Here is a 16,323-nt window from a genome sequence, read left to right as displayed (position 1 = left end):
AATGGTTATTATATTTTAATTAATTTTTCATATCACTCATCTAAAATAAAAAGAGAATACTATGGAGTTGATTGCTGAAAAGAAAGCTTATAAATCAATACCTTTTGAGAAAAAGTATGCTATGACGATCAAGTCCACAACTCAGCATATTAAGACGCTATTATCGGAACAGATCCAACCTTGGCAAAACCTAGGTACATATTGTTTGACTAACATGGATGACGAAGTTGCTGAAGTCATAAAAAACTCCCTTAGTTACAATAAAGTTAATGCAAATGAATATCACAGTTTTCAAGATATGAATAATAGTTGCATCGACTTTTTATTTAAGCTATTCAACATTGATACTAGTGAGAATGGACTTGGGTTAAGTACGGTAGGTTCAAGCGAAGCAATACTATTAGCATGTTTGAATTGGAAAAAAAGAAGCCGACTTTCTAAGGGACTTAATATTGTAATAAGCGATCACTCTCACTCTGCATGGACTAATGCGGCAAAAATACTCGATATTGATGTTAAAACTGTTAAGTATACAAAAGATGAACGAGATTTTACTCAAGGATTTTTGCTTGCTGTAGATGAAAATACTATTGGGGTGGGTCTAACACTTGGTACCACGGGTATAGGCATGTTTGACCCAGTTTATGAAATCCACAATGCCCTTCTCAATTATTCGATTAAGGAAGGAAGGGAAATTTCAATTCATATAGATGCTGCCAGTGGTGGTTTTGTAGCTCCATTTAGCTTTCCAGGATATATATGGGATTTCCGATTGGAGCTTGTTCAATCGATAAGTGTTTCAGGTCATAAATACGGTTTTACATATCCTAGCATAGGTTGGATTCTCTGGAAAAATAAGAATGAAATATCCGAAGGTTTATGGAGCAGAATCGGCTATTTAAAAGAAGAGTTCAATCATTTAGGTGTGACATTTAGTCAAAACTGTGTGGGGATTATTTCTCAATATTATTTGATAAAACGCTATGGGTTTATCGGTTACCAATCAAACATTGAATATTTGTACAGAATGAAAAATTATATGGAGTCACGTTTATCTGATATTCATAAAGTAAAGTTCATTAACCATAAAAAACACCAGCTTCCTATTTTGTCGTGGTTTATTGAAGGGGGAGATAAGTCTACCTATGACGATATAAGCCAGAAATTTGAATCCCTAGGGTGGCTGGTGCCATATAGCGAAGTCCTGTTTGATGGGCAGGCCGTAAATTGTTTCCGAATAGTAATAAAGCCTACCTATACAGAAGATGTAATAGAGGTTTTAATCAACGACTTTTTTGTTTCTCACAAATTAATAAAGTAAAGGTATATTTTGCAAAGTAATATAATTGATATTATCGGTGTGGGTTTTAACGTTTCTAACATAGGTTTGGCAATTTCCTTACAAGAAAACAATAGCCAATTATCTATGTTGTTCTTGGAGAGTAAAGCCAATTCGAAGTGGCAAGAAGAAATGACGATTCCTGGGAGCGACATTCAAAATTCTCCTCATCGAGACTTGATCACACCAGTAAATCCAAGAAGTAGATATACGTTCATAAACTATTTGTTTGAACATGGAAGGCTATTTTCTCATTTTAATCTAGGAATGAAGTTTCCTTTTAGAACAGAATATTCAAAATACATCGAATGGTGCTCCAAATTTTTCGAGGACAAAGTCAAGTACAATGAAGCAGTCGTCAGTATTGAATATACTGGTGACTTTGAAAATGAAGAACCAATCTTCAAAGTTACAACCTCAACAGGTGATACTTACCTGTGCAAAAAAGTTGTTCTAGGCCATGGTCGCTCAATTAACATACCAGAAGAGTTTTCTGGCATAAGCAATGGTAGAGCGACTCATCTTACAAACTATCGTTCTTACATATCCAACATTAAAAATGGAGATGAGGACACTTTTTGTGTTGTTGGAAGCAGCCAAAGCGCCATAGAAATTGTTTTAGATCTGAAGTCCCGCTTCCCTAATGCAAAAATAACTAATCTGATACGATCTTTCAGTTATAAGCTTAAAGATACAAGTCCATTTTCTTATGAGGTTTTCTATCCAGAATTCATTGATCACTTCTATAGTGCATCTAACTTGCAAAAGGAAAAGCTTACATCACATTTACGTAATTCTAATTATTCATCTGTTGATAAAGATGTGCTTGATGGTTTGTATCAAAGTTTATATGAAGACAAGATTTTAGAGAGAGAGAGGGTGTTTATAAGGAATAACAGTAAGATTAATAATGTTGTAGAAAAGGATGACTCAATAGAAATTTCATATACAAATGAACTTTTAAATGAGAGCTCGTCTGAATCCTTTGATCACGTAATATTGGCAACAGGCTTTAAAGATTTAGGTCATGGGGATAGATATGATACTTACTGTCCATTACTACATAATGTAAAGGGCTATATTAATGAAAGTGAACAAGGGCTTTTACAGATAAACCGCGATTATAGTTTAGACTTCGTACCGCCAGGAACAAACAGAACATATAAATCGTTCTATCTAAATGGATTATGCGAATCAACGCATGGACTAGGTGATGCAGGCTCAATTAGCTCGGTATCTATACGCAGTAAAGTAATCTGCGATAGCTTGATAAATAGTCACGAAGTTTAAATATGGTAACGTAATGAAAAAAATAATATTTATTGATGCATCACACATTAGCTCGCCGTCTGCAGCAAAGGCTTGTGAAAACATGGGATACGAGCCTGTATTTATTCTTAACCCTGAGCTGTATCGAGGGGATATACTAAAAGATATTTTTTGTTATACCTTATACTTTGAAGATACATCTCGTTATGAAAATATAATTCAATGTATTCAAGATAACGATATTTCTGATGTTGAAGCTGTAATGTCTTTGACTGATCGAGCGATGCGTAATGCTATACAAGTTGCACTAGCTCTAGACGTTAACGGTCCAGATTTAGCACTTCTTTATCTATTACAAAAAGAAATTACAAGCAAACTTGCCCTAGAGGGAAGTCCGGAAACGCTATCTTTTAACCTTACAGATTTTAACCCGAACAAAATTTCTCAATTACTTGATAAGCATAGGAAGTTAGTGGTTAAGCCATCTGAAATAAGCGCTAGTATTGGGTCATTTCCGATTGACCTAGAAACCAACGTTAATGAAATACCGAGTATTATAGAAGAAACGTATAGTTCAAGTCTGGCTAAGGGTACTTGGTTAGCACAACAATACATCGAAGGGGAGTTCTTTAGCTTAGAAGGCTATATAGAAAACGGTGATGTCAATATAGTTGGCGCGACTTATAGGGAAAGACATGAGAATACTTTGACCGTAGCTTACTTTCCTGGTGAAAAAGAGATAGATCCAGGTTCTTTTGCCATGGCTAAAGAAATTATTTCCAAAGTGCTTGTGCGCAGTAAGCTTAAGAATGGATATTTTCACTCTGAGTTTTTAGCTTCTGGTGGAAAGTCTTATTTGATCGACGCCAACATCGGACGAATAGCAGGTGGATCAATATCTCAATTGATAGCTGACTCCAACTCAATACCTTTGTCGAAGGTTATGGAGCATGTTATTAGACTAACGCTTTTCCCGAATAGTCTCCCTTTAGAATCGCCTTACAAGGGCAATCTTATTGAATGCATGGGGGTAACGTATGGTGCGCCAGAAAGTTGTAAACTGGGAAGCATACATATACCTGAATCTACTAAAAGCAAACATGTTCAACTTTGTAACGAAAATGACGATCTAAAAAAAGTTGGTGTTGATGGGGCTGGCTGGGTAGGAATCTTAACTGGCAGTAAGGTCGATGTCGAGACAGATATTGTGAATATTAGAATAAAAACGAACAGTGGCGAGTTACTTACTCCAGTTTGGTAGGATAGTTTATGTGTGGTTTTGTTAGTCAATATAACTTTTCAAATTTAGAAAAAGTAGATGTGAATAATGTTCGTCGTGCACTTGATGATATCAATCATAGGGGCCCAGACGAACGAAACATTTGGACTTCAAATGATGGCAACATCTCTATGGGGCATACTCGATTAAGCTTAATCGGATTAGACTCAGGGTTACAACCAATTGTAGATGATACAGGCTCTGTTGTTTCTGTCGTAAATGGTGAGCTCTATGGATATAAAGATATAAGAGAGAAGTATCGCCAATCTTATCCTTTCAGAACTCAATCAGATAGTGAAATACTTCTTCCTTTGTACAAACACTATGGGTTGAATCTATTTGATCACCTCCGTGGAGAGTTTTCTTTTGTTCTCTGGGATGATGTTAACAAACGTTTGTTGGCCGCACGTGATAGGTTTGGGATTAAGCCTCTCTATTATGCGATTAGTAACGGAAGTGTATATTTATCTTCAGAAATTAAAGGTCTATTGGCTCTTGGTGTCAAACCTGTTTGGAATCAATCCGCTGTATATAGCTCAGAGCGAATGCTTTACCCTAGTCGAGATTCGTGTTTTGAAGGTATTTACCAGGTACCAGCAGGTCACTATTTGACTATTACGGATAATAATTCCGTTGAAATAAAACCGTATTGGGAAAAAGGTTCCTATGAACCGGATCTTAATCTCAATGAGCATGACTTTGTGACTGGTTTCCTTGAGCATTTTGACGATGCAGTTAAACAACGCATGGTTGCTGATGTCGATATTGGCTGTTATTTGAGTGGTGGTATTGATTCAGGGGCGGTATTAGGGACAGCTGCAAGAGTCAGTGGTAAAGCACCAGAATCATATACCATTGTATTTGATAATGAAAACTACGATGAACTTGATAGGGCGAAACTTCAAGCGGACTTTGTAGGTTCGAAACTGAACGTATTACGAGTTACTGAGCAAGATATTGTAGATAATTTTGATAAGTCAGTTCGTTCATTCGAAACACCTTTTGGGAACACACACGGTATAGCGAAAGTACTACTGAGTGGCTTTGTGCGTCAAAATGGATGTAAAGTTGTTTTAACTGGTGAAGGGGCTGACGAAGTTCTAGGTGGTTACCCCCATTTTCGTGAAGATGTATTTCGATATGAACGCCAACATATGTCTGAATCAGATGGCAAAAAACTGTTAAATGAAATGTATGGGAATTACTCTAAGTTTCCGGGTTTTTTGTTAGAAGGAGAGATCGAGAAAGACTTAGAGCGATTTGGAGAAATTTTTGGTTACAAACCCGGGATGATGAGGACGGGAAGTCAGCGAGGTAAAGTTTTTTCAAGTTTATATAAACCAGAGCTAAGTGCTCATCACCAAAGGTTGACCCCCTATACGGATATTATAAAGCACATTGATTGGTCGAAGACAATGAAGGGTGACATATTACATCGATCTTTGAATTTGTGGCAAGAATCGGTCTTACCATCTTATATTTTAAATGTTTTAGGTGATAGGGCAGAAATGGCTAATTCCGTAGAAGGTAGGGTGCCTTTCTTAGATCATAATCTTTATAAGTTTCTTATGAGCGTACCAAGCAAATTGAAAATTTCAGGAAGTACTGAAAAGTATTTGTTAAGGGCGGCTATGGAAGGGCGTGTACATCCAACTGTGCTCAATCAATGTAAAGAACCATTTATGGCTCCTCCAGTAAAAGTACATTCTAGCGACTTAGTAAGTTCTCCTTTGTATGATTACATGGGTGATACTTTTACTTCGCAGAGTATTAAAGATCAGCCATTTTATTGCCCCAAGAAGGTTCTAAAGTCATTCGATAGCCTCAGAAGTATAGAACCAAGTTCGAGAATGGAATTAGATCGAATTTTGACGTTTGTGCTATCAATTTGTATTATGCAAAGAGAATTTAATATTGGTGTTAGGTAGTTTATGATTAATTGCATTGCTTGTTCAATTTCAAAAGGTATAGAACAGTCTCACGTAATTTATGAATCTGACGATATTATATGTTTTTTAGATCATCGACCGATTACTAGAGGGCATATTTTAATTTGCCCCAAAGAACATTTCGTAGATTTTTGGGATTTACCTGAAAATGTATCTAGAAAGATATTTTCAAAGGCAAAAGAGTTAAGTATATTATTAAAGTACTGTTTCGGTGCCGATGGTTTATCAATGATTCAGAATAATGGAGAGTTCAACGAACTGTCTCACTTCCATTTACATTTATTTCCTAGGAAAAAGGGTGATGGTTTTAGTTGGGTTTCTTCTAATGGTTCGATTGTAAGTGCAGAAGATCTTCAGGAAGTTAAGGATAAAATACTTAGTTTTAATTTATATACCCGTGATCATTGAATTTACAATAGCTATTAATGAATTTTTCAATGTGATGCTGCCAAACGTTGCAGGCTCACTGGTATCCAGAATTACGGATAATTTTCAAATTATGAAACCTGCATCTTCAAGTTGAGCGGGTATAGCGTTAATTTTATATAATTAATTATTTACTTCTTATCTTAAAAACTATTGATTTGACAGGTTGCTCTGAAAATTGTTCATTTGTCTGATCTCTAGTTTTTATACTTGTCGTTTTAGGTTTTTAATTAACTTAATATAGTTCAATATATGGCTATTTTAGTTTTGTTTTTTAGTTTTCATTATAGAATTGGGTTTATATGAGGTTGTATTTTTTTCTTATTGCAAGTGCATTAAGCCTATTGGCTTATCGAAGTTTTAACATTATATTGGTTTGGTTTATCGTTACCAAGTCTAGTAATAGCCTAGATTTAGGTACAATTGTTGCCCTAATGTGGGCTTTCAATCTTACTTCCTTACCTTTAGTCGGTGACAGTTTTGACAGATTTAAAAAGAAAAACATCCTCATTTTAGGAGGTATTTTTTCACTCTCGTTTTCATTGATTTTCTTGATTGATGTTGGTGTTTATAGCGGATCAATTACTATTATTAGTATGTGTGCATGTGTATTGGCTGTAACTAACTCCATAACTACCGCGAGCATAAACACTCTGCTTCCATTCATTGCAACTAAAGAACAACTGGATAAATCTGTTAGTTTAGCTGCTACTTTTAATTCGGCACAATCAATAATAGGATCGGTTATTGGTGGGACAATGATTGCTTTACTGGGGGTTGAACCTGCTAGTCTTGTTGTTGTGTCCTTTTTCTTGGTCTCACTAGTGTTAATTTTATTTTTATCCATTAATGAAAAAGGAAGTGTTTCTGTTGATATTGTCCAAGGTGAGAAATTTATAAGCCGTATTACACAAGGATTCAAAACGTTACATTATATAAAAAGCGAAAAGATCATATGTTATACAGCAATGCTTAATAACTTCGTATTAACACCATTGTTAATGGTAGTGTTACCATATTATGTATCTCGTGAATTGAAGTCTGATGCTACGACCTTAGCCCTACTTGAATCCATGTTTGCAGTTGGAATGCTATCAGGGGCAGCCTTAATTTCAAAACTAGATTTCAATTTATATAAGCGTATTTATCCTATTGTTTTAGGTAATATGATGATTGGAATTGGCGTTATTTTATTCTCTGTGTTTGATTGGGTTTATATTAAAGCTCTTGGCTTGTGCATTTCTGGATTCGGACTTACTGTTAAAGGTGTAGCGTGTAATAGTGTTCGGGTTTTTGCAGTCCCAAACTCTTACAGAGGTAAGTTGGAAGGTGCTATATTGTTTTTATGTATTGGAACCATACCGTTAGGAAGCTATTTGTTTGGTTATTTTCAGGAAAGTTTTGATTACGAACAGAAATACTGTTTAATCGGATACATGGGGGTAATAATATTTTTTACCTCTTTTTTACCTATATTTTCGAAGAAAACACGGTTCGTTCTAGGTCAGTCAAATCAAAAGTTAGATGGCTTATATAAATCTATGTACCCATCAGCATTCAAAAAATAAAATCGGGTTGTGATACCAACTATTAGGTAAGGAATCTCAATGTTTCCTTACCTGAACAGTAGCGGCTTAATTCATGACAAAATAAATGTGTGGCAGACCTAACTCTTACCCTAATTTAAAACTGAGTGTTAATTGAACGCTTTCGTTTTGTCTATGCAAGCTCAGCAGTAAACCGAAACGTCACTGTGTTCACCACCAAAGATGCTGATGGGTATTGCCATATCAGCTATATTCAGTATTAATCGGATTAGACTTTCGGCTCTTCTCCGCTTAGATGAGCTTGATTTCTGGGTAAATGGTAGAGTGAGTTTCTAGGATTGAGGTTTGTCTAATCTTCAATTTAAAGTAATCAGTATCCCTTACTCCTCGGGCTCTCCGTCTAAGAAGACCTATCGATACATTCCCTGCTTCCACTCGGGCATTCGTCAGCTTATATTTTGCATAATTGCAGATCCCAACTCTTCTTTCCCAAAGCGCGTCTGCAAAGTTGATGAGAGATAAGATCCTCGTCTTTTTAGCAAGCTGGTACCACGCATCAAGCGCTGCGATCATCAAGTCAAAATTACGTTCATCCCATAAGGCTTGAAGCTGCTCTTTGAGCATATAAATCGTACAAAGAGTCTTATTGCTTTCAAGTAAATCATCTAGCCTATCTGACTGCTTATCGCTTAATTTCGGCGCATTTTTGAGAAGTAAAAATAGCGTCCCTTTAAGCATTTTCTTCTCGTCATGTGTTCCTTTCCTAAACGCTTTATTACGCTCTTTCCTTATCAGAAGAGAGTAGTTCTGCATAACGTGAAACCGGTCAAAAACGATGTCTGCATTCGGAAGAGCGTTTCTCACTGCTGATTGGTAAGATTGCCCCATATCCATTGATACCGCTTGGATGCCGTCTCTCGTTTGCGGTGATAATTGTTCAAAAAAGTTGATAAGTACGTTTGAAGTCCGCCCATGGTCAACCCAAATAAGTTGTCCTGAAACGAGATCATAAACGACGGTCATATAGTCATGGCCTTTAGCCCTAGCGACTTCATCAACGCCAATATGAACAAGGTTGATCAACTTCTTAGGCTCTAAAGCGGGCAAGGTAGATAACAGAAATGCTTTATCGATATTTTTCACGGTTTCCCAGCGAATGTCTAAATGCTTAGACACTGCATGGATGCTCATATAGCGGCATAGTCCACTAATAAAGTGACAGAATCTCTTGGTATAGCGACCACCCTTATCAACAAAATCAGTGGCTTCAATCAATCTTCGGCCGAGCTTATCTCTCGTCTGAGCCAGTTCAATTTCTATTACGCAAGGGCGACCACTTACAGGTAAATCTGACAGGCGACGTTGAACATAGTGGTCGACGGTACGCGGTGCTCCAGTCTCAGGGTCAACGACTTTACAGCGTCTGTCTCGCTTGCATTTGACGAGTACTGAATGAGTGCACTCTTCGAGCGTTACAGACTGTACGGATTGACCTTTAAAATTAAATAGAGCGGAAGATAATAACGACAAACTACAACACTAAGATATAAGACAGGAAGTAATTATAAATCAATGCTTTATTGATTTTATTGTTAATTTATAGACTCATCTAAGCGGAGAAGAGCCCTTTTCCTTATCCGAAAGAATACTATTCGTGAGCTATTTGTAACTAATTTTTGTCCAGAGACGTGTTATGCCGCGATGCTTAGGGACTGCGATCAAACTATTGCCTGCCGATATCAGACACTAATAATGATGAAAAATTAATCAAATAAGATGTGATATAAATCACTTTACAAGCCCATTTGGACTGTTATCCTCAGGATGTTAAACGTTGAATACTGACGAATAGTATTAAACACACGGGGTTAACCCCCCTTAAATGGCTTTCTGAAATGTGTCGTGACTTCTTTTTAAAGAAGTGAAAGCGTACTTAACTGCCCTCAGCCTATATTGATAGAGCTTTGGCGCTATACACCGACTTTTTATCACCCCCACGGGAAAATTATTTCCCATGGTGGGATGTGATTTTTTCTCGTGCAGCCTGTCTCGGAGAAAACATTATGTCTGATAACAATCAAAACACTTATTTCGACCTTCACACTCATGGGTTTGGTTTTCTAAACCGCGTGAGAAAAGTGACACCGAAAAAAGGTGACCCGTTCTACGCAACCACCATCACGTGTTTACGTGGTGATGATAACGAAAGAACGTACATTGACTGCAAAGTCGTAGGGAAAGAGGCGATTGAGCTTTTTGAAGCGCATGGTCTTGATAGCTACGACTTTAGCCAACAAGGTGGCGATAAAGGCTCACTGAGTTTTACTATCAGTGATATCTCGCTCGACACCTTTACTTATCAAAGCAACCACAGTACGAAAGCGGGTCAGTTTGGCGCAACCATTAAGGGGCGTCTACTCAAAGTGAAGTATCTGAAGGTGAATGACGTTGTACTTGTACAATCGCCAGCACCGACTGGTTCTGATGCAAATCAGCAAGCGGCTTGATGTTTGACTGCCCCAATACACTTTCGTGTGTTGGGGCTTTTTATTACTGTCATTGATTACCCACAGGGGATACGTTCCCCTATGGCGACGTTTATCCTTTTTGCCAATATTAGGAGAGCGACAATGAACAATACAATGATGATTCAAGAGACGTATAACGCCTTTGTACTAGATAGCGTACTCGACACAAATGGTTTCACAAATGAAGAACCCTGTCCTTGCTGCGGTCAAGCTGCTGTAAGGCATGAATTTGATGAGTTGCTGGGTGGTTGCATTAATTCAGTTTACTCGTTGGATTGTACTCGCTGTAGCCATCATGAGTGTGACCAAGAGTTTTGCTCTAAGTGCGAAGCCAACATGGAGGAAAATGAACGCGGTTATCTCAAAGCTTGCAACTACGCTGGTTTATTCGATGACATCGAACAAAAACTCCGTAACGGTAAAGCGGTAACAGGCGTTTATTGGACTGAATTGAAACATACGCTGTACAGCGAGCCCGAAGTGGTGAGTTGGCTGTGTACGTTTTATCTTCTTGATGCTGATGAGCCGCAAGCGGTGGTTCATTGGTGGCAAAAGACCATGCTGGACGCGCGTTTTAATGCACGCTTAGAGGCGCGTATTGAACAAGCGAAATTGAATTAACTATTAACTCAACCCACAGGGGACTCGTTCCCCTTTGGCGACGGCTCTCCTTATTTATTTTAGAGGAGAGCAAGATGGACAAACTCAATCTTTTACAGACAAAAGCCACGGCGCTTTTTTCTGTGGCGAGGGGCAGTGATATTTCACCACCAGAACTAGCAAACGCTGGTTTTATGATGCGTGAAGGTCGCTTTTACCCCGTCGAAGACATTGAAGTGATCCAACAACGCCTTAGCCATGATTTCATGGTGTGGGATGAATCTACCCCTAATGTGAACACGCTGAGATTTCAGCGTCGCTCACATTAGGGGCAACCCATAAACCCATAGAGGGGAATGCCTCCTCTATGGGGTCATTCCTTCTTTTTTACATTAGGAAGAAATGATATGACTCAACTTATGGTGACGGTAACACTGGCCGGTGGGCAGAAAATCGATTGTGACGTTTCTAAACATCACTATCGCAATAACAAGCAAATCGCGCTCCAGTTATGCACTGCCGATACAAAACGAAATGAAGCTTCGGATTCGTTTCCAGGGGAGCCTATGGGCACTCCGACGGTGTGTTTACCAAACAATCACTTCAACGAGAATGAAACGGCCATCAAAGATTGCGACGAGTACGCTGGATTTTTAGGCGCTCTTGAGCAAGCAGGAGTGGTTCGACGTACCACGAGAACCATTCATGGTCCGTATGTTTCGTATAACGTCGTGGAAGTGTTGATTTAACCGTAATGTAACCCATCCGACAGGAACCTCTATTCCTGTCGGGGATTGGGGTTTTCTGTCTTTTTTGTTATAGTGTTAACAAAGAATAGGAATAGATAATGACGATGAGTAGTCCAAACGAATTTACCCAAAAAGATCTGATGAAGCATTTGCTCGATGTGTCACAACATGCCGTGACGCGAGAGCAGCTGCAAGAGACAGAGCGTAATCTGAATCGACGTATTGACGAAGTTCGTACTGAGATTGTGGATGTTCGTACTGAATTGAAGCAAGACATTGCGGATGTTCGAACCGAAGTTAAAGAAGTGCGTTCTAAGCTTGATCGATTGCAATGGGCGATTTGTGGAACCATCATTGTGGGTACAGTGACATTACTGTTTAAAGAGCAGATATTAATGACATTGCTCTCATAAGCATTAGTTGCCGCTATCGCTAAATAAACCTCAATTCGACTTAACCTTAAAGCCTCTATCTTAGATAGGGGCTTTTTTAATCATATTGCGCTTTGCGCCCCCACCCACCTGGGATGTCTCCCTGGTGGGGGCATCCTTTTATTTTTTTAAGAGGAACTGATTATGCCAAATTGGTGTGTAAACCAAATTCATATCGATGGGCCTGATTCTGATGCCATCATCGAACTCATGACCCAACCCAAACCGCTGCTTCATCAACAAGCGTCACGCGCTGCGGCTAAGTTGTTTTTAGCCGGTGTCGGTGGGCTGTTAAAACCCACTTACCCGATGACTTTTGAACTCTACCCAGACCTTGTTCGCGATGTCGGAAGTTCAACGCCAGAAAATCGTGCGTTTACAAAGTTTGTCACGTTAATGAAACAACCCGATGTGGCACTCAATGAGGAGGTCTGCCAGTGGCTGTTGGCGCTTTTTGATCAAAGCGGCCTCAAGCAGCGTTATTGGGGTGACTTACCTAAAGCCGCCAGAATGAAGATGGCACCCTTGCTAAAAAAGCAGGCCTCAGATTGGACAGGACTCTATTTTCGTCGATTACCACTCGATATTGTTTGGGCAAAGCTGGATTTACCTGAGCCAGAGCAAGCGTCTAAGAACTTTTCTCTTAGTGCGTTAGCGCCGCCGATGTTATTGGTTGAGCTCAATGGCTTTAATGGTGGTTTGTTTGCTCGTGACAGCCAAACTCCATCGGGATTTGACGATAACGTTGAACGCCTTGGCACGAAGTGGGATCGAGTCTCTGTTCTAGAGGTAGGCGAGAATCAATTGGAGTTTGATACCGCTTGGTCTCCGGCGATACCACCGATAGAGGTGCTAGCGCGTCGTTTTCCAAAGACCACGCTCACCCACTTCTTTGCTGAATGCGGCTGCGCCTTTGCCGGTTACGTCCAGTATGTGAACGGGGTTAACCATGAAGAGATTTGGGAAGACCTGGTGTTTTCTGAGCAAGAGAACGAGGAGGGCTATTACGATGTGGTGGGGCCTGACTATGTGCTTGAGCATTTCTCTCACTATGGGGAGTTGCGCCCATTTCAGCGAAAAGTCCAAAGTTGGCTCTCAGCCCTTTATTTACAATGGCTGAGAGCATATAGAGTTTTTACGCGACCATTTCTAGCTTCTCTTCTTCTCCTAGTGGCGCTAAGTTTTCAAGTAATCTTTCTAAAACTATGTTGTCCTTTTTTTGACCAAAGGTGTAATTCCCTGCAAGCTGGATATGACGCCAAGCGACGGGAGAAAGACCGACTATCAACTCCACGACTTTTTGGTTTCCTTCCTTCTCAAATTTTTCAATTAAGCTAGATAACAACGCTGAATTATAATAAATGATGCAGTTCGCAATGATCCTCGCACAGTCATTCCATTGTTCTATCTGATAATCATCCCCACCACGAAACTGATTTCCATTGATTGAAGCAATCGCTCGGCGCAATTGGTGATAGGCCTCACCGCGATTCAGAGCTTGTTGAACAAAGTGTCTAAGCTCTGAATCATCAACATAATCCAAAACGTAGAGGCACTTTATGAGCCGATCATATTCTCTAAGCGCCGCTAATGTTCGTTGATTCTGCTTACCATTAGATAGTTTCGTTATGATGGTACTCTGCGTCGTTGTTTTACGGCTTAGCGAACAGATAATCCTTTGAATATTATGCCATTCTCGCTTAATTAAGGAGGTGTTAAATGGCTTACGCAGCCTCAAAACGAACTCTTCTCCGTAATCAATCTCAAACAGATCATGGAAGACATTTTTAAACTTGGCATAGCGTGGAGCAAACTGGTATCCGAATAGGTCAAGGATCGCAAAGTTAACGTTATTGACGCCATGAGTGTCGGTGGCCAGAGTTTTTGGGTCTATATCACTGATATTGTTATAGAGTAAGTCAAAAGCATGATGCGCTTCATACTCATTCGCTGAAATGACTTTAGTGTTCACTGGTACGTGGTTTGATACTAGTGTGAGAGCCGAAACACCTTTCCCTTTACGAAAGTACTTTGCCGAGAATCGCGCTTTAAATGTGTTTATACGACAAGCATGTTTTTGACCATCAATACTACCAAACGGAGCAGATTCATTAATTGTGTAATAGCTGAATATTGGGAGCTTTGCCAAGGCATTGGAAATCACATCATTTGCGTTACTGGTGGTTTCTGGTCTGATATACCCATCATTCACTGATCTTAATACCCCAATAGCTCGGTCTGATATCGACGACATATGGTGTAAGCCATAATTGGAACCATTACCAAAAATACACGCCAATAAGTCTTCTTCTCTTGCCTTACTGCCTTGCTTTTTGGTCGCTATATTCTTAAATGCATCGAGATACCCCGTTTTCTGATGGACATAGTCCATGATTTCGATGATCCCCTTATGTTGGAGTTGGCTGTAGACGGGATTATCTACTTCCTCCTTCCAGCGCTTATTGGCAAGCTTCCAAGTGAGTTGATTTGATCTAGGTTGATGGACAACAAAATCATTTGCACCGTCATTAATGTTGCGGCTGACCACCTCCATTTTCTTACGTAAGGTCTGTGTTAAATTGGTAAGCGTTTTCTCAATAGGAGTCGTTAACTTTTCTAGCCCAGTATTAACAATAATATGTTCTCTATGCTCCCACTCAGAAATAGGGATTAAGTCATCTTCTAGGCGCTTATTCTTTGCACTCTCATTGATGAAAATATGATTGCTATCAAGCATTCGTGAAACTTTTTGATACAAGTAATATTCAAATCGCCGCGGATTAGCACTGCCTGCTTCTACGATGTGCCCCTTATCTTGCTTAAGAATAAGCCTCTGATCTGCTGTGCAAATATGTTTTTCTTTTTGGAGTTCTGATTTTGCCGCCTGCAACTGAGAGGCAAGCAATGATTGCCCAGGCTCACATTCAATATCAATAGCAAGAAAAAGAGGTCTTATCGTCTTCACTACTTTTCTGTACTGGGTGTCGATGTACTCCCATTCATACTGACGCTTGTCGAAGTTTTTTTGATGTAGGTGCTGACTGATAAGCTGTAGCTCATCTTTAGACATGATGTCGAAGGCATTTTGCCGTACATCACCAAAATTGACTTGATCACTCACTGAGTCATCCACGAAAAGCTTCAATATGCTGCCTGCATGGGTTAGCTTGTCCCTAACCACTTCTAATTCATCGGCTATTTGCTGCTTCGCTGCCGCGGAGGCGGCTTCTCTTTGTTTTCGAGTCGCATACTGAAAGGCTGTCACTAACTTGTCATTCGTTTCTTGGTAGCGAAAGAATAAATAACACACCATATACAACAGCCCCTGCCATTCAGGAAATCGACGAATTTTGTAAATAGATTGATGCCGGATAATAGAAGCGTAATAGTTCAAGTTCCCTTGTGACAATCTTAGCTCGCTGATGAGGCGTTTCACATCCTGATAAACACTCTTTATGGTATTGTGTGCCTCTATTTCACGATTAAGCTCTGCTGGAGTAAAGTCTTTAGCTGAGCCTTTTTGTATTGATAGTTGGTTTAGCTGCCCCTTGGTGTGTAGTATTTTCTTAAGTTGGGCTCGAGTTGTATCTGACATTTGATTTGAAAGAATTGACTCTGTTCGCTGTCGCTCATTTGCTAAGACAGTGGTGATCATATTTTGTAATGTCGAATATCCAACCAAGCCAATGCGCTGTTGACCGAAGAAAGCCAAACTCTCATCAAAAATGTATTTAGGATAGGTACATATCGTAGCCACATCTTGCAATCTTTCTAATAACGCCTTCTCGGCTGATTTGGTTAATCGTTTGAAGCCGAGTAGTTCGTGCATCTTCAAGATCAGTGTCGCTCGTGTGCTTTTAGCAATGAGGGGATATTTCGGTTTTCTGTTGGGGAAGTGAGTGGCGTAAATGTAATCAACATCTTGTTTCACGTCTCGCAATCTAAATTGCGGCACAACAGGCTTGGCTCGAAAATAGCCAATTAGGAGGATCAAATAAATTTTAGTTTCAATCTTTCCCATGTTTGATAGCGCCTTCTCGATACTCGGATCTATCGAGAAAAACTCTTCACGCTCATTCTGATTAAATGCGGGACGGGAGTAAAGTTCATGGACTTCTTGTTCCGTTAATATTTGGATTCGACTTGGTTTAACTTTTCTCATTACTTTTTATTTTGTGTTAATAAATATTGAACGATTCGACATAG

General features: G+C 39.4%; 13 protein-coding genes and 2 pseudogenes. 13 read left to right on the top strand and 2 right to left on the bottom strand.

Annotation, left to right across the window (positions count from 1 at the left end; translation table 11 throughout):
* Window positions 1–61: 61 nt before the first annotated feature.
* From AACW75_RS09390 to AACW75_RS09360, 7 genes and pseudogenes are all read left to right on the top strand, one after another.
* Window positions 62–1,321 carry an aminotransferase class V-fold PLP-dependent enzyme gene (locus AACW75_RS09390; protein ID WP_237297769.1) on the top strand — a complete coding sequence of 420 codons (1,260 nt, stop codon included), beginning with the start codon at window positions 62–64 and terminating at the stop codon, window positions 1,319–1,321.
* Window positions 1,322–1,330: 9 nt separating this feature from the next.
* Window positions 1,331–2,629 (top strand): SidA/IucD/PvdA family monooxygenase, encoded by a 1,299-nt coding sequence (locus tag AACW75_RS09385; RefSeq protein ID WP_237297768.1) that lies wholly within the window; start codon window positions 1,331–1,333, stop codon window positions 2,627–2,629.
* A gap of 13 nt (window positions 2,630–2,642) precedes the next feature.
* Window positions 2,643–3,869 (top strand): ATP-grasp domain-containing protein, encoded by a 1,227-nt coding sequence (locus AACW75_RS09380; protein ID WP_237297767.1) that lies wholly within the window; start codon window positions 2,643–2,645, stop codon window positions 3,867–3,869.
* An 8-nt stretch (window positions 3,870–3,877) separates the two neighbouring features.
* Window positions 3,878–5,815 (top strand): asparagine synthase (glutamine-hydrolyzing), encoded by a 1,938-nt coding sequence (gene asnB / locus AACW75_RS09375; RefSeq protein ID WP_237297766.1) that lies wholly within the window; start codon window positions 3,878–3,880, stop codon window positions 5,813–5,815.
* Between the two features lie 3 nt (window positions 5,816–5,818).
* On the top strand, window positions 5,819–6,244 hold the full coding sequence (locus AACW75_RS09370) for an HIT family protein (protein WP_237297765.1): 426 nt from the start codon (window positions 5,819–5,821) through the stop codon (window positions 6,242–6,244).
* 1 nt (window position 6,245) lies between these two features.
* Window positions 6,246–6,359, top strand: a pseudogene (locus tag AACW75_RS09365) (IS630 family transposase); the annotation flags it as partial.
* Between the two features lie 211 nt (window positions 6,360–6,570).
* Window positions 6,571–7,830 carry an MFS transporter gene (locus AACW75_RS09360; protein ID WP_237297764.1) on the top strand — a complete coding sequence of 420 codons (1,260 nt, stop codon included), beginning with the start codon at window positions 6,571–6,573 and terminating at the stop codon, window positions 7,828–7,830.
* A gap of 270 nt (window positions 7,831–8,100) precedes the next feature.
* Here the strand turns inward: AACW75_RS09360 and AACW75_RS09355 are convergent, their stop codons facing one another.
* A complete protein-coding gene (locus AACW75_RS09355) occupies window positions 8,101–9,339 on the bottom strand; it encodes an ISL3 family transposase (RefSeq protein ID WP_237297763.1) in 1,239 nt (412 codons plus the stop codon).
* Between the two features lie 533 nt (window positions 9,340–9,872).
* Here AACW75_RS09355 and AACW75_RS09350 point away from each other — a divergent pair.
* The 6 genes and pseudogenes from AACW75_RS09350 to AACW75_RS09325 form a co-directional block, all read left to right on the top strand.
* Window positions 9,873–10,316 carry a DUF3577 domain-containing protein gene (locus tag AACW75_RS09350; RefSeq protein ID WP_136985709.1) on the top strand — a complete coding sequence of 148 codons (444 nt, stop codon included), beginning with the start codon at window positions 9,873–9,875 and terminating at the stop codon, window positions 10,314–10,316.
* A gap of 123 nt (window positions 10,317–10,439) precedes the next feature.
* Window positions 10,440–10,958 carry a hypothetical protein gene (locus tag AACW75_RS09345; protein ID WP_237297762.1) on the top strand — a complete coding sequence of 173 codons (519 nt, stop codon included), beginning with the start codon at window positions 10,440–10,442 and terminating at the stop codon, window positions 10,956–10,958.
* 74 nt (window positions 10,959–11,032) lie between these two features.
* Window positions 11,033–11,266, top strand: coding sequence for a hypothetical protein (locus AACW75_RS09340; protein ID WP_237297761.1), 234 nt, complete (start codon window positions 11,033–11,035; stop codon window positions 11,264–11,266).
* A 78-nt stretch (window positions 11,267–11,344) separates the two neighbouring features.
* Window positions 11,345–11,686, top strand: a complete 342-nt coding sequence (locus tag AACW75_RS09335; protein ID WP_102333121.1) for a hypothetical protein — start codon at window positions 11,345–11,347, stop codon at window positions 11,684–11,686.
* Between the two features lie 98 nt (window positions 11,687–11,784).
* On the top strand, window positions 11,785–12,099 hold the full coding sequence (locus AACW75_RS09330) for a hypothetical protein (protein WP_017110269.1): 315 nt from the start codon (window positions 11,785–11,787) through the stop codon (window positions 12,097–12,099).
* A 162-nt stretch (window positions 12,100–12,261) separates the two neighbouring features.
* A pseudogene (locus tag AACW75_RS09325) lies at window positions 12,262–13,173 on the top strand (DUF1281 domain-containing protein); the annotation flags it as partial.
* Between the two features lie 79 nt (window positions 13,174–13,252).
* On the opposite strand, the gene AACW75_RS09320 reads toward AACW75_RS09325, so the two are convergent.
* Window positions 13,253–16,279: a Tn3 family transposase gene (locus tag AACW75_RS09320; RefSeq protein WP_237297760.1), complete on the bottom strand. Its 3,027-nt coding sequence runs from the start codon at window positions 16,277–16,279 to the stop codon at window positions 13,253–13,255.
* Between the last annotated feature and the right edge of the window lie 44 nt (window positions 16,280–16,323).

Origin of the sequence: Vibrio sp. L3-7 (assembly GCF_963898195.1) — a bacterium.
Lineage (GTDB): Bacteria > Pseudomonadota > Gammaproteobacteria > Enterobacterales > Vibrionaceae > Vibrio > Vibrio echinoideorum.
Note: the sequence above shows the minus strand (reverse complement) of the source record. Positions and strands in the feature narration are given on the sequence as shown.